At 64.1% G+C, this 18,938-nt stretch carries 16 protein-coding genes; 4 read left to right on the forward strand and 12 right to left on the reverse strand.

Features of this window, described 5'->3' with window-relative positions; all coding sequences use genetic code 11:
* Positions 1-45: 45 nt before the first annotated feature.
* Together NR164_RS04420 and NR164_RS04425 are read left to right on the forward strand one after the other, a co-directional pair.
* Positions 46-1,425, forward strand: a complete 1,380-nt coding sequence (locus NR164_RS04420) for a DUF2868 domain-containing protein (RefSeq protein ID WP_046381739.1) — start codon at positions 46-48, stop codon at positions 1,423-1,425.
* The gene (locus tag NR164_RS04425; protein ID WP_256822351.1) at positions 1,418-2,785 is read left to right on the forward strand and encodes a DUF3482 domain-containing protein; all 1,368 of its coding nucleotides are present in this window, start codon (positions 1,418-1,420) and stop codon (positions 2,783-2,785) included. The genes NR164_RS04420 and NR164_RS04425 overlap by 8 nt, the downstream gene beginning before the upstream one ends.
* A 6-nt stretch (positions 2,786-2,791) precedes the next feature.
* Here the strand turns inward: NR164_RS04425 and NR164_RS04430 are convergent, their stop codons facing one another.
* From NR164_RS04430 to NR164_RS04465, 8 genes are all read right to left on the reverse strand, one after another.
* Positions 2,792-3,334, reverse strand: coding sequence for a hypothetical protein (locus NR164_RS04430; RefSeq protein WP_046381737.1), 543 nt, complete (start codon positions 3,332-3,334; stop codon positions 2,792-2,794).
* A 93-nt stretch (positions 3,335-3,427) separates the two neighbouring features.
* Positions 3,428-3,982, reverse strand: coding sequence for a phosphonate degradation HD-domain oxygenase (locus tag NR164_RS04435; protein ID WP_026139794.1), 555 nt, complete (start codon positions 3,980-3,982; stop codon positions 3,428-3,430).
* Positions 3,982-5,115, reverse strand: coding sequence for a TIGR03364 family FAD-dependent oxidoreductase (locus tag NR164_RS04440; protein WP_104904288.1), 1,134 nt, complete (start codon positions 5,113-5,115; stop codon positions 3,982-3,984). The genes NR164_RS04435 and NR164_RS04440 overlap by 1 nt, the downstream gene beginning before the upstream one ends.
* A 136-nt stretch (positions 5,116-5,251) precedes the next feature.
* Positions 5,252-6,274: a putative 2-aminoethylphosphonate ABC transporter substrate-binding protein gene (locus NR164_RS04445; RefSeq protein WP_017845046.1), complete on the reverse strand. Its 1,023-nt coding sequence runs from the start codon at positions 6,272-6,274 to the stop codon at positions 5,252-5,254.
* 18 nt (positions 6,275-6,292) lie between these two features.
* Complete coding sequence (locus NR164_RS04450) at positions 6,293-8,005, reverse strand: putative 2-aminoethylphosphonate ABC transporter permease subunit (protein WP_046381734.1); 1,713 nt, start codon at positions 8,003-8,005, stop codon at positions 6,293-6,295.
* A gap of 1 nt (position 8,006) precedes the next feature.
* Positions 8,007-9,071 (reverse strand): putative 2-aminoethylphosphonate ABC transporter ATP-binding protein, encoded by a 1,065-nt coding sequence (locus NR164_RS04455; protein ID WP_256822353.1) that lies wholly within the window; start codon positions 9,069-9,071, stop codon positions 8,007-8,009.
* Between the two features lie 235 nt (positions 9,072-9,306).
* A complete protein-coding gene (locus tag NR164_RS04460) occupies positions 9,307-10,170 on the reverse strand; it encodes a LysR family transcriptional regulator (protein WP_017845049.1) in 864 nt (287 codons plus the stop codon).
* A gap of 16 nt (positions 10,171-10,186) precedes the next feature.
* A complete protein-coding gene (locus tag NR164_RS04465; protein WP_256822355.1) occupies positions 10,187-12,454 on the reverse strand; it encodes a heavy metal translocating P-type ATPase in 2,268 nt (755 codons plus the stop codon).
* A gap of 84 nt (positions 12,455-12,538) precedes the next feature.
* Between NR164_RS04465 and cadR the strand changes: the two genes are divergently transcribed.
* A complete protein-coding gene (gene cadR / locus NR164_RS04470) occupies positions 12,539-12,988 on the forward strand; it encodes a Cd(II)/Pb(II)-responsive transcriptional regulator (RefSeq protein WP_079444882.1) in 450 nt (149 codons plus the stop codon).
* A gap of 82 nt (positions 12,989-13,070) precedes the next feature.
* On the opposite strand, the gene NR164_RS04475 is transcribed toward cadR, so the two are convergent.
* The 3 genes from NR164_RS04475 to NR164_RS04485 form a co-directional block, all read right to left on the reverse strand.
* Complete coding sequence (locus NR164_RS04475; protein ID WP_017845052.1) at positions 13,071-13,904, reverse strand: thymidylate synthase; 834 nt, start codon at positions 13,902-13,904, stop codon at positions 13,071-13,073.
* 52 nt (positions 13,905-13,956) lie between these two features.
* Complete coding sequence (gene lgt / locus NR164_RS04480) at positions 13,957-14,769, reverse strand: prolipoprotein diacylglyceryl transferase (protein ID WP_057003970.1); 813 nt, start codon at positions 14,767-14,769, stop codon at positions 13,957-13,959.
* A 66-nt stretch (positions 14,770-14,835) separates the two neighbouring features.
* Complete coding sequence (locus NR164_RS04485; RefSeq protein WP_017845054.1) at positions 14,836-15,618, reverse strand: sulfite exporter TauE/SafE family protein; 783 nt, start codon at positions 15,616-15,618, stop codon at positions 14,836-14,838.
* 121 nt (positions 15,619-15,739) lie between these two features.
* Here NR164_RS04485 and NR164_RS04490 point away from each other — a divergent pair, with 121 nt between their 5' ends.
* Positions 15,740-16,486, forward strand: a complete 747-nt coding sequence (locus NR164_RS04490) for an NRDE family protein (RefSeq protein WP_256822357.1) — start codon at positions 15,740-15,742, stop codon at positions 16,484-16,486.
* 168 nt (positions 16,487-16,654) lie between these two features.
* On the opposite strand, the gene ptsP is transcribed toward NR164_RS04490, so the two are convergent.
* Positions 16,655-18,934, reverse strand: a complete 2,280-nt coding sequence (gene ptsP / locus NR164_RS04495; RefSeq protein ID WP_017845056.1) for a phosphoenolpyruvate--protein phosphotransferase — start codon at positions 18,932-18,934, stop codon at positions 16,655-16,657.
* Positions 18,935-18,938 lie beyond the last annotated feature (4 nt).

The following is an 18,938-nucleotide window of genomic DNA, read 5'->3' on the forward strand; positions in this document are numbered from 1 at the left end:
GCACAGCGGTTATGCTCCAGGCTCACTGACACAACAGGACGGCGCGTGACTGCACTGACCCCCCTGCAAACACTCTGGCTGACGGAAACCGTGCGCCTGCGCGAAGAACACGCCGGCCCGCTAGAAGATCAGCAAGCCAATCGCCTGGCCCGCACGGCCGGTGGCGACCTGCCGACGCGCATTCAACAGCGCGCCCTGCACCTGGCCGAGCGCGATGGGCTGACAACCGCCCTCATCCGCTGGCTGCAAGGTGCGCGTTTGGCCCTGATACTGCTGGCGATAGTCGCGGTGATCAGTGGTGCGGGCCTGGCCTTTGCTGCGCTGGGTAACGGCTTGACCCCGGTGAATGTGTTCTGGGCGCTGGGCAGCCTGCTCGGCTTGAACCTGATCCTGCTGATCAGTTGGGCATTGGGCCTGCTGTTTGCCGGAGAACACAGCGCCAGCCTTGGCCGGCTGTGGTTGTGGCTCAGCGAAAAATTCGCGCGTGACGCCAAAGCCGCGCAACTGGCGCCGGCGTTGCTGCTGCTATTGCAGCGCCAGAAGCTCAATCGCTGGGCCGTCGGGGTGCTGGTCAACAGCCTGTGGTTACTCGCGTTGCTCAGCGCGCTGGCGATCCTGCTGACGCTGCTCGCCACCCGGCGCTACGGTTTTGTGTGGGAAACCACCATCCTCGGCGCCGATACCTTCGTCGCCGTGACCCAAGCCCTCGGCGCCCTGCCCGCCCTGCTTGGTTTCAACGTCCCCACGGTGGAGATGATTCGCGCCAGCGGCGATTCCGCCCTGAACATCGACAGCGCCCGCCAGGCCTGGGCCGCCTGGCTGGTGGGCGTGCTGCTGATCTACGGCCTGTTGCCGCGGTTGATCCTCGCCCTGCTGTGCCTGTGGCGCTGGAAACGCGGACGCGCCGCCCTGCGCCTGGACCTCAACCTGCCCGGCTACAGCCAACTGCGCGAACGCCTGATGCCGAGCAGCGAGCGGCTTGGGGTCAACGATGCGGCACCGGAGCAGTTGCACGCGGTCAGCGGCGGCGTCAGCGAACTGCACAGTGACGGCGCGCTGGTGGTCGCCATCGAACTCGACGACCAGCACCCATGGCCGCCGAAGCTGCCGGGCAACGTGCAGAACGCCGGCATCCTCGACAGCCGCGAATCACGCCACAAACTGCTGGAACAACTGACCCGCTTCCCGCCCGCGCGCCTGGCCATCGCCTGCGACCCGCGCCGCTCGCCCGACCGGGGCAGCCTGGCGCTGATCGCCGAACTGGCGCGCAGCGCCAGCGCCACCCGCGTGTGGCTGCTGCAAGCGCCACCCGGCCAGGCGCTGGACGCCGAGCGCCTGGGCGATTGGCACGCGGCGCTGCAACAACTGGAACTGCCCTTCGCCGATTGCGCGCCGTTGAACTGGCTGGAGAGCGGCCATGACTAGACCCCTGAAACTCGCCGTGGTCGGCCATACCAATGTCGGCAAGACCTCGCTGCTGCGCACCCTGACCCGCGATGTCGGTTTCGGCGAAGTCTCCCATCGCCCCAGCACCACGCGGCATGTCGAAGGCGCGCGCTTGTCGGTCGAGGGCGAAGCCCTGCTGGAACTCTACGACACCCCCGGCCTGGAAGACGCCATCGCCCTGCTCGACTATCTGGAACGCCTCGATCGCCCCGGCGAACGCCTCGACGGCCCGGCACGCCTGGCGCGTTTCCTGGAAGGCAGCGAAGCCCGCCAGCGTTTCGAACAGGAAGCCAAGGTGCTGCGCCAACTGCTGGCCTCCGACGCCGGCCTGTATGTGATCGACGCCCGCGAGCCGGTGCTGGCCAAGTACCGCGACGAACTGCAAGTGCTGGCCAGTTGCGGCAAACCGTTATTGCCCGTGCTCAACTTCGTCAGCAGCAACGATCATCGCGAACCGGACTGGCGCGAAGCCCTGGCCCGCCTCGGCCTGCACGCATTGGTGCGGTTCGACAGCGTCGCGCCGCCGGAAGACGGCGAACGCCGCCTGTATGAAAGCCTCGCCCTGCTGCTGGAAAACGCCCGGCCCCAACTGGAACGGCTGATCCTCGACCAGCACGCCCAACGCCAGGCCCGCCAGCAAAGCGCCGCGCGGCTGATCGCCGAACTGCTGATCGACTGCGCCGCGTGCCGGCGCAGCGTGGTCACTGAAGAGGAACCGCAAGCCATCGGCGATTTGCGCAAGGCCGTGCGCCAGCGCGAGCAGCGTTGCGTGGAAGCCTTGCTCAAGCTGTTCGGCTTCCGCCCGCAGGACGCCGCCGCCAGCGACTTGCCGCTGCTCGACGGGCGCTGGGGCGATGACCTGTTCAACCCGGAAACCCTCAAGCAACTCGGCGTGCGCGTCGGCGGCGGGATTGCCGCCGGCGCGGCCGCCGGTGCCGGGGTCGACCTGCTGGTGGGTGGGTTGACCCTTGGCGCCGCCGCGCTGGCGGGCGCCATTGCCGGTGGCGCGCTGCAAACCGCGCGCAGCTATGGCGGGCGACTGCTGGGCAAAATCAAGGGCCAGCGCGAGCTGACCGTCGACGACAGCGTGCTGCGCCTGCTGGCCCTGCGCCAACGCCAATTGCTCAAGGCCCTGAACCTGCGCGGTCATGCGGCGATGCACAGCATCAAGGTCGACACGCCGCAGGACAAGACCTGGCGCGAAGGCAAACTGCCCGACGCCCTGCACAAGGCCCGCGCCCACCCGCAGTGGTCGTCCCTCAACCCCCACGCCAAATTGAGCCAGGCCGAGCGCCAGGAGCAGGTCGAAGCCCTGGCCGCCCGGCTCGATGAAGCCTGACCCCGCTTATTGACGCGCGTACCACTCAAAGCCCAGAAAGGTCGTACACAACGTGCGGATCAGCTCTTTATCGGCCTTGTCCGCAATACCATCGCGGTCGATGTCACTGTTGGTAAACGATTCCAGCACCCCGTCGCCATCGCCGTCATAGGCGGCGGCCTTGTAGATCAGCGAGCCCTTGCACTGCGGCGCCGTGCGCTCTTGGAATTCCAGCTTGACCGCGTTGGGCGTGCCGGCCTTGGCGTAATGATCGACGTACAGCGTCAACGTGCGCTGCCAGTGGCTGCGCCGATTGAACCAGTTCAACTTCAAAAAGCAGTCGGCGAAGGTGTCCACCCGCTGTTTTTCCAGCCGACAAGGGCGGGTGACCGGGTTCAGATCGTCCGCCCATTGCAGGTCGACCCGGCCGTCCGCGCTCATGTCCACGGCGAAGATCTCGTGGATCAGTTCATCGGGACAGCCAGCCTGCTGCTCATAGAAGTGCAGGATGACTGTGTCCGCCCGACCGTTGCCGCTCATGTCCTGGGCCGTCACTTTTAAGTAGCGCATCAGCGTTGCTCCTTGGATTGAAGAAGCAAGCCACCTTAGTGATCCGACCTCAGGGGCTCTAGGCGGCGCATCTGCGTTTGGCGTAAGGCCAATCTACGCAACCAGTAGCCGCGCGGCCTTGGCCTTGAGTACCTGCAGATCGAGCACCGGCACCTGCGCTTGCTTGGCCTGTTCGTCCCAGTGGCGCAGACGCAGGCTGATGGCGTAGAGCGGGTCTTGCTCGAACGCCCGCGCTTCGTCAGGCGTCATTGCCCCGCCTTGATACGCCAGCGTGCGGCGGCTGGCTTCGCTCAACCGGGCGTAGTAGTCCGGCTGGCTGAAGGTCAGGTAGCGCTTGGCCTCGACGTGATATTCCACCAGCCGCGCCAGGCGCTCGCTGAAACCGACGCGGCGCAGGTAATCGGCGCCCAGCCGCTCATGGCTGACCACGCCATAGCCGCCCATGTTCGCACCGCCCTGGCCGCAAAGATGGCCGATATCGTGGAAAAACGCGGCCAGCACCACTTCATCGTCGAAGCCTTCGGCCATGGCCCACTGCGCGGCCTGGGACATGTGTTCGAGCTGCGACACCGCCTCGCCGATGTAATCCGCCGTGCCGTGTTGCTCGTACAGGCCAAAGACCTCGGCAATCACCTGCTGCGGATTCATCATGCCGCCCCCCACAGTGCGCTGATATTGCGCTCGCCCAGCGCCGGCCCCACGCTCATGCCCACGCCGGTATGCATCAACGCGGCGCTGACGCCGGGCGCCACGCGCAGGAACGAGAACGGCACCGGCCCGCGTGCGCCGTAGACGCCCTGCCAACGCTCGACCACCTGGACCTTGCAACCCAGGGTCTGCTCGGCCAGTTCGAGCATCCAGTCATCGACCTGCTCGGCGTTGAACGGCGACGCATCGCGGCCGTAGTCGTGGGAGTCGCCGATGATCAGTTCGCCATGGGGCGTCGGGCTGATCAGCAAGTGAATCCCGTGCTCATGCAGGTACGGCGCTTCGCGCAGGATCTGCGCCTGCACCGCCGCCGCTTCCGGCAGGTCGGCAAACGCGCCGTAATGCACGCAACTGAGGCCGGTGAGCAAGGCGTGTTGCAGGTTCAGGTTGACCGCCGGCCGCGCGCGCAGCATTTGCAGGCGGCAGATATGCGGGTCGAGTTCGGCAATCGCTTCGGCCAGCAGGGTTTGGTAGTCGTGGCCCGAGCAGACCACGATCTGCGCGCCACGAAAACTGCCCGCCGTGCTGTGCAACTGACCGGGCTCGACGTCGCGCACCAGGGTCGAAAAGTGAAACTCCACCTGCAGTTCCTCGCGCAGGTAATCGATCAGCGCCGGGATCGCCTCGCGCGAATACAGCTGCTGATCGTCCTTGCCGTGCAACGCTGCGCGGTGATGACGGAATTGGCCGCCGTACAGATCTCGCAACGCTGCGCCCTGCAGCAGTTCGACGTTATAGCCATACGCCTGGGCGCGGCCGGCGCAGAAGGCTTCCAGCAGGTGTTCTTCGGCTTCACTGCGGGCGAACAGATACGAGCCGTTGCGCTTGAGCTGCAAGCCGGCCAGCCGCGCCCATTCGCCCCAGATATCGCGGCTTTGCCGCGCCAGGTCGAGCATCGGGCCTGGCGGTTGGCCGGTGACCAGGGCCTGGCCGAAGTTGCGTACCGAGGCGCCCAATGGCGTGGCGCTGCGCTCGAACACCTTGACCTTGAGCCCGCGCTTGGCTGCTGCGTAGGCGTGGGACAGGCCGAGGATGCCGGCGCCGATGATCAGCAGGTCGCTGTGGTGTGTCATTTAGTGATGTCCTGTTTTCAAGACCGCTATCGGGGGCAAGCCCCCTCCCACACTTGACCGAGTTCCAACATGAGAATGCGGTCAACATGTGGGAGGGGGCTTGCCCCCGAAGAGGCCATCAGCCCAAACGGAGTATTTACTGACCCGCTACCTTCTCCGACTTGCCGTCATAGCGCTTGCGCCATTCAGTCAGAATGCTGTCGCGGTTTTTCGAGGCCCAGGTGAAGTCGTTCTTGATCAGCCGCTGCTCGTAGTCCGCCGGCAATTCGGTCTGCGGCTTGGCGATGCCCGGCTGGGCGAGCACGGCGAAGTTGTCCTTGTACAGGTCCATCGCGGCGGTGCTGGCGGAGAAGTCGGCGAGTTTCTTCGCCGCGTCGGCGTGGGCGCTGCCTTTGATCACCGCCGTCGCTTCGATGTCCCAGCCCAGGCCTTCTTTCGGCAGGATGATGTCCAGCGGCGCGCCCTGGCGCTTCAGCTGCACGGCCGGGTATTCGAAGGAAATACCGATCGGGAATTCACCCGAAGCCGCCAGCTTGCACGGCTTGGAACCGGAGTGGACGTACTGGCCGATGTTCTGGTGCAGGTCGTCCATGTACTGCCAGCCCTGCTTCTCGCCGAAGGTCTGCAGCCAGGCGCTCACATCCAGGAAACCGGTGCCCGAGGACGCCGGGTTGGGCATCACGATCTTGCCCTTGTACTCAGGCTTGGTCAGGTCTTGCCAGCTCACCGGTTTGCTCAGGCCCTGCTTCTCGGCTTCGACGGTGTTGAAGCAGATCGTCGCGGCCCAGACGTCCATGCCGACCCACGCAGGCGGGTTGGCGGCGTCACGGTAGTGTTTGCCGATCTTGTCCAGGCCCTTGGGCGCGTAACTTTCGAGCATGCCTTGCTGGTCGAGGATCGCCAGGCTCGACGCGGCCAGGCCCCAGACCACATCGGCTTGCGGGCGGTCTTTTTCCGCGAGCAGCTTGGCGGTGATGATGCCGGTGGAGTCACGCACCCATTTGATTTCGATGTCGGGGTTGGCCTGCTCGAAGGCCTGTTTATAGGTCTTCAATTGCTCGGCTTCGAGGGCCGTGTACACGGTCAATTCAGTCTTGGCGAAGGCATTCAGGCTGAATGCAGTGAGTACGGCAGCGACCAACGCGAGGGGCTTGAACATGGCATACCTCCTTCAGGGTTATTGGCCCGGCGCGGTCTGGCGCCAGGCTTGGGAGCGGCGCAACGCGCCACGTGAGGCCCACGCCAGCAACAGCGAGACGCCGGCCGAAGTGAACAGGATCAAAGTGGACATGGCCGCCGCGCCGCCCACATTGCCGGCGTCGTCCATGTTCAACACGGCGACGGCGGCGAGGATGGTGTCGGGGCTGTAGAGGAAGATCGCCGCCGAGACAGTGGTCATCGCCGACACAAACAGGTAGCGCACGATGTCCAGCAGCGCCGGCAGGCAGATCGGCACGGTGACGCGCAGGTAGTGGCGGTACAGCGGCGCCTTGAGCGACAGCGCGGCGGCTTCGAACTCCGCGTCCAACTGGCGCAGCGCGGTGGTGGCGGTCATCTGCGCGGTGGTCAAATAATGAGCGATGGTACACACCACCAGCAGCGTCATGGTGCCGTAGAACACATGCAGCGGGTTGCCGCTGAGGTTGAAGAAGAAGACGTAGCCCAGGCCCAGCACCAGGCCCGGCACGGCCATCGGCACGAAGCTGAGCATGCGCAGCGCCAGGTTGAGGCCCTTCTGGCCCTGGGTTTTTTCCATCAGGTACGCGCCGGTGAAGATCAGCACGCTGCCGATCAACGCCGTACACAGCGCCAGGGTCAGGCTGTTGCGGTACGCCAGCCAGCCGCCGCCGGCTGTGTCTTCGAACTGGTAGTGGTTGAGCGACAGCGACAGGTTGTAGGGCCAGAACTTCACCAGCGACGAGTACACCGCCATGCCGAACACTAGCAGCAACACCGCGCAGATCAGCAGCACGATGGCCAGGTAACAGGCATCGCGCCGCCGCGACGGGGCCGGCTGGAACACCTGGGCACGGCCGCCCATGGCATCGCCCTGACGCCGACGCAGCCAGGTATCGACGCCAAAGCTGAACAGCGCCGGCAGCAGCAACACCATGCCGATCAACGCCCCGCGCCCGAACTGTTGCTGGCCGACCACGGCCTTGTAGGCTTCCAGCGCCAGCACCTGATAATCGCCGCCGACCACCACCGGTACGCCAAAGTCGGTGATGGTCAGGGTGAACACCAGGCAAAACGCGGCGAACACCGCCTGGCGCGTGGCCGGCCAAGTGATGCTGCGAAATGCCCGGGCCGGGCTGGCGCCCATGCTCGAGGCGGCATCGAACAAGCGCGCATCCGCCAGGGAAAGCGCCGACAACAGGATCATCAAGGCGTGTGGGAAGGTGTAGATCACCTCACCGAGGACAATGCCCCAGAAGCCGTAGATATTCTCCGACAACAAACCGCGCAGCAGGCCCTGGTTGCCGAACAGATAGACCAGCGCGATCCCCGGCAGCATCGACGGCGCCATCAAGGGCAGCAGCGATAGCCCGCGCCAGAGCGCCTTGGCCGGGATCAGTGTGCGTTGCAGCGCGTAGGCAAACAGATACGCCAGCGGTACGACAATGACCGCCACGCTGAGGGAGACTTTCAGGCTATTCCCAAGCAGCCAGTGGAAGTTGGCGCTGCTGACCAGTTCCCGCGCCGCCACCAGCCCGCCGCCCTGCCCGGCTTCGCTGCTGAAGCCGCGCCAGAAGATCGCCAACAGTGGCAACAACACCGCGATGCCCAGCAGGCACAGCCATAGCCATTTGCCACCCAGCACGAAAAGGCGGTCGCCCAACTCGGCGCGGGACACCCGGCGTGCAATGGGCAGCGTCATCAGCGCACCCATGTCAGGCAAACACCTGCAGGCTGCGCGGCGGCAACGCGACCCAGATGTCCTGGGCCCCCAGGCGCGGCATGGCTTCCGGAGCCAGTTCGGCCAGCAGCGGATGACCGGGCAGTTGCGCCAGTTCAAAGCTCATGCGGCAACGGTTGCCGAGAAAGGTGATCTCGCGGACCTTGGCCGCAAACAGGTTCTCTTCATGCACCAGCGGGTTGACGCTGATCGCTTCCGGGCGGCAGAACAAGCGCCCGGAGGTGGCCGCGCCAGCATCATCGGCCAGGCGCATGTGCATCCCGCCGACCTGCGCATGGCTCGCGCTGCTGCGGCTGAACGGCAGCCAATTGCCCTGGCCGACGAACTCCGCCACGAACGGTGTGGCCGGGTGGTCGTAAATCTCTTGGGGCGTGGCGTATTGCTCGACCTTGCCGTTGTTCATCACGGCAATGCGGTCGGCCATCAACATGGCTTCGTCCTGATTGTGGGTAACCATCAGCGTGGTGACGCCCAGGCGCCGTTGCAGTTGGCGCAGTTCGGTACACAGGTGCTCACGGACGCGGGCGTCGAGGGCCGACATCGGCTCATCGAGCAGCAACAGCGAGGGTGCCGGTGCCAAGGCGCGGGCCAGGGCGACCCGTTGTTGCTGGCCGCCGGAGAGTTGGCCGGGGTATTTCTTTTCGCTGCCGAGCAGGCCGACCAGTTCGAGCATCTGACCGACACGCTTGCGCACTTCATCGCGACCGCTGCCGGTGAGGCCGTAGCCGATATTCGCTTCAACGCTGAGGTTGGGGAACAACGCGTAGGACTGGAACAAAATTCCGTAGTCCCGCGCCTGCGGCGACAGCAGGGAAACATCCCGCTCACCCAGATAAAGCTCCCCACTGTCCTGGCGCTCGAGGCCGGCGATGCAGCGCAGCAGCGTGGTCTTGCCGCAACCGGACGGGCCCAGCAGGCACACCAGCTCGCCGGCGGCGACGTCCAGGGACACGTTGTCCAGCGCGGTAAAGGCGCCGAAGCGTTTCTGGATACCGCGCACCTTCATTGGCGCGCCGGGTTGGGTCAGGGCTGTGTTCATGGAGGCACCTCATCAAACAGATGAGGGCCATGCTAGGCAGGCAATGCGTCCCTGATGTGGCAGAAAGGCAAAACGTGGCGATAGTGGTATTGGTGGATTTGGGTAGGGGGGTGCCAGGTCTGGCGCTATCGGGGGCGGCCCCCTCCCACATTTTGACCGCATTCTCATGTTGGAACTCGGTCAAGTGTGGGAGGGGGCTTGCCCCCGATAGCGCCCTCAAGGCCACCACCGGATTTCAGATCGGCGACATTTCCTGCGCCAACCCGAGAAAAGCAGCTGGCAGGCGAGCGCCTTTTCTTTCCTTGAGGCAGTAGAGGTACTCAGCGATCTGCGGCGCGTTCTCGATGGTCAGCACTCGCAGTTGCGGGTCATGGGGCACTTCCTGGCGGGCGATGATGCTGATGCCGATATTGCGCAGCACCGCTTCACGAATCGACTCGCGGCTGCCGATTTCCAGCAGCGGCCCGTAACTCACGCCGGCGCCCTGCAGCAGCTGTTCCGTCAGGCGTCGCGTGGTGGAGCCGGCTTCACGCATCAACAGCGTATGCCCGGCCAGCGCGGTCAACGGCACATGATCGAGCGTCGCCAACGGGTGGTTCCGATGCACCGCCAGCACCAGCGGATCGGTGCCCAGCACACGGCGAATCAGGCGCGGGTCTTCCAGCAGTTGCGAGGACGCGGCGACGTCGACGCGGTAATCATCCAGGGCTTCGAGCACCTGTTGGGAGTTGCCGATTTCCACCGACACTTCCACCTGGGGCAAACGCTCGCGGAAGGCTTTGACCAGGTCGAGGATGTAATACGGCGCCGTCGCAGCAATCCGCAATGCGCCCTGGACCTGGCCACTGTTACGCAGGAAAAACTCGATATCCGCTTCCTGCTGCAACAGCGTCTTGACCATCGGCAGCAGGCGCGCGCCTTCGTCGCTGACCGTCAGGCGGCGGCCCCCGCGATAGAACAGCTCGACGCCGTACTGGCTTTCCAGGTTGCGGATCTGCGTGGTGACGGTGGGCTGGCTCAGGCCGAGTTTTTTCGCCGCCTGGGTGATGCTGCCCAGGCGGGCGACCATAAAAAACGCCTTCAACTCGGCACTCAGCACACCACCCTCACATCATTTATTTGCGCAGCAGGCGCAGGCCATTGAACACCACCAGCAGGCTTACGCCCATGTCGGCGAACACCGCCATCCACATGGTGGCCATGCCCAGGAAGGTGACCGCAAGGAAGACCGCCTTGATCACCAGCGCCAGGGCGATGTTCTGCTTGAGGATACTCGAGGTTTGCCGCGACAACCGAATGAAAGCCGGAATCTTGCGCAAATCATCGTCCATCAAGGCCACGTCGGCAGTTTCGATGGCAGTGTCGGTGCCTGCCGCGGCCATGGCAAAACCGATCTCGGCGCGGGCCAACGCCGGGGCGTCGTTGATGCCGTCGCCGACCATGCCCACGCGCCGGCCTTGGCCGTAAAGGGCTTCGATGGCTAGCAGTTTGTCGGTGGGCAACAGGTCGCCCTGGGCCTGGTCGATGCCAACCTGGGCCGCAATCGCCTGGGCAGTGTGGGTGTTATCGCCGGTGAGCATCAGGGTTTTGATGCCCAGCTCGTGCAACTGCTGGATCGCTTCGCGGCTGCTGTCCTTGACCGTGTCGGCCACGGCGAACAGCGCCAGCGGGCCGGATTTGTCGAGCAGCAGCACCACGGACTTGCCTTGTTTCTCCAGGGCGAAGAGTTTGTCTTCCAGCGCGGGCGAGCACAGGCCGAGTTCTTCCACCAGGCGGTGGTTGCCCAGGTGGTAGGTTGCGCCGTTGATATCACCGCGCACACCGCGACCGGTCAGGGCAGTGAAGTTATCCACAGCATGGCGCGGCAGGTTTTTATCCACCGCCGCGTTGGCGATGGCCAGCGATACCGGGTGGTCGGAACGCCCGGCGAGGGCGGCGGCCAACGCCGGCGCACTGTCTTCGACATTCGGGAACAGTGCCAGGTAGTCGGTTTGCACCGGTTTGCCGTGGGTGATGGTGCCGGTCTTGTCGAGGGCCAGGTAGTCGAGCTTGTAACCGCCCTCCAGGTACACGCCGCCCTTGATCAGGATGCCTTTGCGCGCCGCTGCGGCCAGGCCGCTGACGATGGTCACCGGGGTGGAGATCACCAAGGCGCACGGGCATGCGACCACCAGCAGCACCAGGGCGCGGTAGATCCAGTCGAACCAGACGCCAGCCATGAACAGCGGCGGGATCAGCGCCACGCCCAGGGCAAACAGAAACACCGCCGGGGTGTAGATCTTCGCAAAACGGTCGACAAAACGCTGGGTCGGCGCGCGGGCGCCCTGAGCCTGTTCCACGGCGTGGATGATCCGCGCCAGGGTCGAGTTGCTGGCGGCCGCCGTGACTGCGTATTCCAGGGAACCGGCCTGGTTGATGGTGCCGGCGAAGACTTTATCGCCCACGGTTTTTTCAATCGGCAGGCTTTCGCCGGTGATCGGCGCCTGGTCGATGGTCGACTGGCCGGCGGTGACTTCGCCGTCCAGGCCGATGCGCTCGCCGGGGCGAACCCGCACGATGGCGCCCAATTCCACACTGTTCACTTCCCGTTCGGCCCAACTGCCGTCGGCCTGGCGCACTGTGGCCCGTTCCGGGGTCATCTGCATCAAGCCGCTGATGGCATTGCGCGCGCGGTCGAGGGACTTGGCTTCGATCAATTCGGCCACGGTGAACAGGAACATCACCATCGCCGCTTCCGGCCATTGGCCGATCAGGATCGCGCCGGTCACGGCGATGCTCATCAGCGCGTTGATGTTCAGGTTGAGGTTTTTCAGGGCGATCCAGCCCTTTTTATAGGTGGTCAGGCCGCCGCTGAGGATCGAGACCAGCGCCACCAGGGCGATCACCCAGGTCGGGGCCGCGTTGGTGAAGTGGATCACTTCGGCGGCCAGGGCGCCGACGCCGGACAACGCCAACGGCCACCAGTGTTTCTTCGCCGGCGGTGCGGCAGCCGGGGTGCCCTCTTCGATCGGATCGGCCTGCATGCCCAGGGACTTGATGGCGTCGATGATCGGCGCGGTGCTCGGCAGGTCATGGGTGACACCGAGGATGCGGTTGATCAGGTTGAATTCCAGCTGCTGCACACCGGCAAGCTTGCCCAGTTTGTTCTGGATCAGGGTCTGCTCGGTGGGGCAGTCCATGGCTTCGATGCGGAAGGTGCTCAAGCGCGAATCGGCGCTTGGCGCGGCGCTCAGTTGCACCAACGCCGGGGCTGGCGTGCCGGAGCAGCAGGCACCGGCGTGGCCGTGGTCATGCACCGGTGTCAGTTTTTTCGGCGCATGAGCGTGGTCATGCGCGTGATCGTGCGTGTGCGGGGTGTGCGGGGTGTGATGGGAGTCGCTCATCTGGTCGCGTCCGTAAGGTGCCTGTTGCCAAGTAAAGACCCTGTAGCCACTATAGGGTCAAGCACCCATTTGGAGATTGTTGCGATGAAGATCGGCGAATTGGCCAGGCTGACCGACTGCCCGGTGGAAACCATCCGTTATTACGAGAAGGAAGGCTTGCTGCCACCACCGGCACGCACCGAGGCCAACTACCGCGTGTACACCCAGGCGCACACCGAGCGGTTGGTGTTTATCCGCAACTGCCGCAGCCTGGACATGACCCTGGAAGAAATCCGCAGCCTGCTGGGCTTACGAGACAGCCCGCAGGACCAATGCGAAAACGTGAATGCGCTGATCGACGAGCATATCCACCATGTCAAAGCGCGGATCGACGGCCTGTTGGCATTGCAGGAGCAACTGATCGACCTGCGCCAGCGCTGTGGCAGCGGGCCGGAGCTGGATCAGTGCGGGATATTGCAGCGGCTGGAGGTCAGCGGCAGTGTCGCCGCCAGCGAGGCTGAGCCTTCGCATGTGGGCAGAAGCCATGGACATTAATTCAGCCTGATAACCGAATCAAAGTGTGGGAGGGGGCTTGCTCCCTCCCACACAAGCCCACACCTTTAGACTGAGGCAGGCTTTAGATGGCGACGTCGGCCTTGATGCTTGGGTCGGCGTCGTAACCGACGATTTCGAAGTCTTCGAACTTGTAGTCATAGATCGACGCAGGCTTACGCTTGATCACCAATTCCGGCAGCTTCTTCGGCGTGCGCGCCAGTTGGGTCTGGATCTGTTCCATGTGGTTGCTGTAGGCGTGGGTGTCGCCGGTGGTGACGATGATCTCGTGGGGGATCAGGTCGCACTGCTGGGCCAGCATGTGGGTCAGCAGCGCCAGCGCGGCGGTGTTGTACGGCAGGCCGAGGAATACGTCGGAGCTGCGGATATACAACTGCATCGACAGATGGCCATCATGCACGAACGCCTGGTACAGCAGGTGGCACGGCGGCAGGGCCTGCTTGCCGTTGCGCGCGTTTTCCTGGGGGCTCTTGGTCTCGTCCGGCAGGTACTCGACGTTCCAGCCGTGGAACAGGATGCGGCGGCTGTTGGGGTTGGTCTTCAGCGTCTCGACCATGTAGTCGATCTGATTGATCGTGCCGCCGTCCTTGGTCGGCCAGGCGGTCCACTGCTCGCCGTACACCGGGCCCAGATCACCGTCTTCGGTGGCCCACTCGTCCCAGATACGCACGCCGTTCTCGTTCAACCACTTGATGTTGGTGTTGCCGCTCAACATCCAGATCAATTCGTTGGCGATGCTTTTGAAGTGAAGCTTCTTGGTGGTCAGCAGCGGGAAGCCGTCGGCCAAGTTATGCCGATACTGACGGGCAAACACAGCCTTGGTGCCGGTGCCGGTGCGGTCGCCCTTGGTCAGGCCATTGGTCACGACGTCGTTCAGTAGTTCGAGATATTGCTTCATGTCATTACCCGTATCGGTGCAGCCGAGACCTCGCAGGCCTCGGCATTCGAATTCAAAGCGCGGTGTTCTTCAACGGTTGCGGACGGTTGTACGCCCACCACAGCAGGCCCAGGCCGACGATGATCATCGGCAGACTGAGGATCTGGCCCATGGTCACCCAACCGAACGCCAGGTAGCCCAGTTGCGCATCCGGGACGCGCACGAACTCGACGACAAAACGGAAGATGCCGTAGAACAACGCGAACATACCCGACACAGCCATGGTCGGCCGTGGCTTGCGCGAGAAAATGTACAGAATGAGGAACAGTGCCACACCTTCCAGGGCGAACTGGTACAGCTGCGACGGATGGCGCGGCAATTGCGCCGGGTCGCTGAACGGCGGGAACACCATGGCCCACGGCACGTCGGTCGGCTTGCCCCACAGTTCGGCATTGATGAAGTTACCGATACGCCCGGCGCCCAGACCGATCGGCACCAGCGGCGCAACGAAGTCCATCAGCTCGAAGAACGACTTGCCGTTGCGACGGCCAAACCACCAGGCGGCGAGCATCACGCCGATAAACCCACCGTGGAAGGCCATGCCGCCCTTCCATACCTCGAAGATCAGCGTCGGGTTGGCGATGTAGGCGGGCAAGTCGTAAAACAGCACATACCCCAGGCGTCCGCCGACGATGACCCCCATCGACAACCAGAACACCATGTCGGAGAGTTTCTCCTTGGTCCAGGTCGGGTCGAAACGGTTCAGGCGCCGGGAAGCCAGCAGCCAGGCGCCGCCGATGCCGATCAGGTACATCAACCCGTACCAGTGGATTTTCAGCGGACCGATGGCCAGGGCCACCGGGTCGATCTGCGGGTAAGGCAGCATTGCGACTCCTCGTTAAATCATTCGTTATGGCGACCGGGACCATGCCCGGGCGCGATTAAGGCTGCGTTACAGCAAGAAATTCAAACCCACGCAAAACAGCAGCCCGGCAAACAGGCGTTTTAGCAAGCGCGGCGACAAACGGTGCGCCAGGCGCGCGCCGAAGCGGGCAAACACCATGCTGGTCAGGGCAATGCCCAGCAGCGCCGGCAAATACACGAACCCTAGACTATGAGCGGGCAGCAGCGGGTCATGCCAGCCCAGAATCATGAAACTTAATGCACTGGCCAGCGCAATCGGCAGCCCGCAGGCCGACGAAGTGGCCACCGCTTGCTGCATCGGCACGCTGCGCCAGGTCAGAAACGGTACGGTCAGCGAACCGCCGCCAATCCCGAAAATCGCCGAGGCCCAGCCGATCACCGTGCCCGCCAGGGTCAGACCGAGCTTGCCCGGCACCGTTCGACTGGCCTTGGGCTTGACCTCCAGGGCCAACTGCACGGCGATGATCAGCGCGAACACGCCGATGATCTTCTGCAAGTGGGGGCCGGAAATCGCCTCCGCCGTCAGCGCGCCAAAACCGGCGCCGATCAGGATGCCCACGGTCATCCACACAAAGATCGGCCAGCGCACTGCGCCCCGTCGGTGGTGCTCACGCACGGCATTGATCGAGGTGAAGATGATCGTCGCCAGGGACGTGCCCACGGCCAGGTGGGTCAGCACCTGCGGGTCGAAGCCCTGCAAGGTGAAACTGAACACCAGCACCGGCACGATAATGATCCCGCCGCCCACGCCAAACAGCCCGGCGAGCACCCCGGCACAGGCGCCCAGCAGTAAATACAGCAGAAATTCCATGGGAGCCCCCAAACCAAGTCCGGCATGTTAACGGATGGAAGGCATGCGACCCAACTGGATACGATGGAACGCCCGCGCCAGTGTAGGTAGAGTGGCCAAACACACAAAGGGGGATCGCCTGATGTGCCTGATTGTTTTCGCCTGGCGGCCGGGCCATGCCCAACCGCTGATCGTCGCGGCCAACCGTGACGAGTTCTACGCCCGCCCCAGCCTGCCGCTGGCCCAATGGCCGGATGCGCCTGCCGTCTATGCCGGCCGCGACCAGGAAGCGGGCGGCACCTGGCTGGGGGTGAACGCCGACGGACGGTTTGCCGCCCTGACCAATATCCGCGACCCGCATCAACCGCCGGCCCGCAAGTCGCGTGGGGAATTGGTGGCGCGGTTTCTCAGCGGTTCGCTGCCGCTTGAGCAGTATTTGGCGGAGATCAACGGCCGTTCGATTGAATATGCCGGGTTCAACCTGCTGGTGGGCACGCGGGATGAACTGTGGCATTACAACGCCCGCGACAGCGTGCCTACGCAACTGCCCGCCGGGGTGTACGGCCTTTCCAATGCAGGGCTCGACACGCCATGGCCGAAATTGCTCAAGGCCAAGGCGGCGCTGGGCGAGGTACTGGAGAACCCGCAGCCGGAAACCTTGCTGGATATCTTGAGCGACCCGCAAACCGCGCCGTTTGCCGACTTGCCGGACACCGGCGTGGGCTTGGCGACCGAGAGTTTGCTATCAAGCGTATTTATCGCCAGCCCCAGTTATGGGACACGGGCGAGTACAGCGCTGATTGTGAATGCGGACGGCACGCGGCAGATAGTGGAGCGCAGTTTTGGGCCGCACGGTGGGCGGCTCGGCGAAGTCGAACTCAACCTGTAGGAGCGAGCTTGCTCGCGAAAAACGTCAACGATGACGCGCGCCCCCCTGAATGCACGCAGTACCCTCAGGTTTTTCGCGAGCAAGCTCGTGTGCTGACTGACACTCCGTAATCGGGGGCAAGTCGAATCGTCGCACCGCCCCTCCCACATTTTTGATCGGCGCCAGGTTTTAGAGGGTCTTGGCAGAGGCCGGGTTGATCATCCGCGTCAACCCCAGGTTCTTCAGCGCCAGTTGCAGCGAGCTGTGGATAACTTGCGGGTTGTCGATGGTCATCAGCTCGGCCAGCAGTTCCTTGGCCATGCTCAGGTTGACCTGGCGCAGCAGCCACTTCACCTTCGGCAAGTTGGTGGCGTTCATCGACAGGCTGTCAAAGCCCATCGCCATCAACAGCACCGCTGCCGCCGGATCGCCGGCCATTTCCCCGCAGATGCTCACCGGCTTGCCTTCGGCATGGGCGTCGCGCACCACATGTTGCAGCGCTTGCAGCACCGCCGGGTGCAGGTAGTCGTAGAGGTCGGCCACCCGTGGGTTGTTGCGGTCCACGGCCAGCAGGTATTGGGTCAGGTCGTTGGAGCCCACCGACAGGAAGTCGACCTGCCGCGCCAGTTCCTTGGCCTGGTACACCGCCGCCGGAATTTCGATCATCACGCCGATCGGCGGCATCGGTACGTCGGCGCCTTCGTCGCGCACCTCGCCCCAGGCGCGGTGGATCAGGTGCAGGGCTTCTTCCAGCTCATGGGTGCCGGAGATCATCGGCAGCAGGATGCGCAGGTTGTTCAGGCCTTCGCTGGCCTTGAGCATGGCGCGGGTTTGTACGAGGAAAATTTCCGGGTGGTCGAGGGTGACGCGAATCCCGCGCCAGCCGAGGAAGGGGTTGTCTTCCTTGATCGGGAAATACGACAGTGACTTATCGCCGCCAATGTCCAGGCTGCGCATCGTCACCGGCAACGGATGGAAGGCGGACAGTTGCTCGCGATAAATCGCCAGCTGCTCCTTCTCGCTCGGAAAGCGCTGGTTGATCATGAACGGCACTTCGGTGCGGTACAGCCCCACCCCTTCGGCGCCGCGTTGTTGCGCGCGGGCCACATCGGCGAGCAGGCCGGTGTTGACCAGCAGCGGCACGCGATGCCCGTCGAGGGTCACGCAGGGCAGTTCGCGCAAGGCGTCGAGGCCCTGGGACAGCTGGCGTTCCTCTTCCACCACCTCGGCGTACTGCTTGCGCATCACTTCGCTGGGGTTGGTGAACACCTCGCCACGGTTGCCGTCGACGATCATTTCGATGCCGTCGACCTTGGAATACGGCAGGTCCACCAGGCCCATCACCGTCGGAATACCCATGGCCCGGGCCAGGATCGCGACGTGGGAGTTGCCCGAACCGAGCACCGAGATCAGGCCCACCAGTTTGCCTTCCGGCACTTCGCCGAGCATGGTGGCGGTCAGTTCTTCACTGATCAGGATGGTGTTGTCGGGGTAGACCAGGTTGGTGGAACGGTCTTCCTGCAAGTAAGCGAGCAGACGGCGACCGAGGTCGCGCACATCCGAGGCGCGCTCGCGCAGGTAGGCGTCGTCCATCAATTCGAAACGGTTGACGTGATCGGAGACCACCTGGCGCAGCGCGCCCTGGGCCCACTGGCCGGTCTTGATCACGTTTTTGACTTCGCTGCCCAGCGACGCGTCATCCAGCATCATCTGGTACACCTCGAACAGCGCTCGCTCTTCGGGGCGCAGTTGGGTGGCGAGCTTGTTCGACAGGTTGCGCATGTCGGCGCGCACGCCTTCCAGGGCGGTCTTGAACAGTTTGATTTCGGCGTCGATGTCGCTGACGGTCTTGTCCGGCACCACATCGAGGTCGGCCGGCGGCAACATGACCACGGCCGTACCGACGGCCGCACCTGGCGAGCCCGGTACGCCGACGAACTTGGCTTCCTGGATGCCCTTGCCCTGGCGCCCCAGGCCGCGAATCGAGCCGGTGGCTTCGGCGTGGGCGATCACCCCGGCCAATTGCGCGCTCATGGTCACGAGGAAGGCTTCTTCGCCTTCGTCGAACTGGCGGCGTTCTTTCTGCTGGATGACCAACACGCCGACAACGCGGCGGTGGTGAATGATCGGCGCGCCGAGGAACGAGGCGTAGCGCTCTTCGCCGGTTTCGGCAAAGTAGCGATAACGCGGGTGATCAGCCGCGTTTTCAAGGTTCAGGGGTTCTTCACGCGTCCCTACCAAGCCCACCAGACCTTCATTGGGCGCCATGCTGACCTTGCCGATGGAGCGCTTGTTCAAGCCCTCGGTCGCCATCAGCACAAAACGGTTGGTCTCGGGGTCCAGCAGGTAAACCGAGCAGACCTGGCTGCCCATGGCTTCCTTGACGCGCAACACAATAATCCCCAACGCCGCCTTGAGATCCTTGGCGGAGTTAACTTCCTGGACGATCTTGCGCAGCGTATTGAGCATGGCT

Origin of the sequence: Pseudomonas sp. Pse79 (assembly GCF_024519615.1) — a bacterium.
In the GTDB taxonomy this organism is placed as follows: Bacteria; Pseudomonadota; Gammaproteobacteria; order Pseudomonadales; family Pseudomonadaceae; genus Aquipseudomonas; species Aquipseudomonas veronii.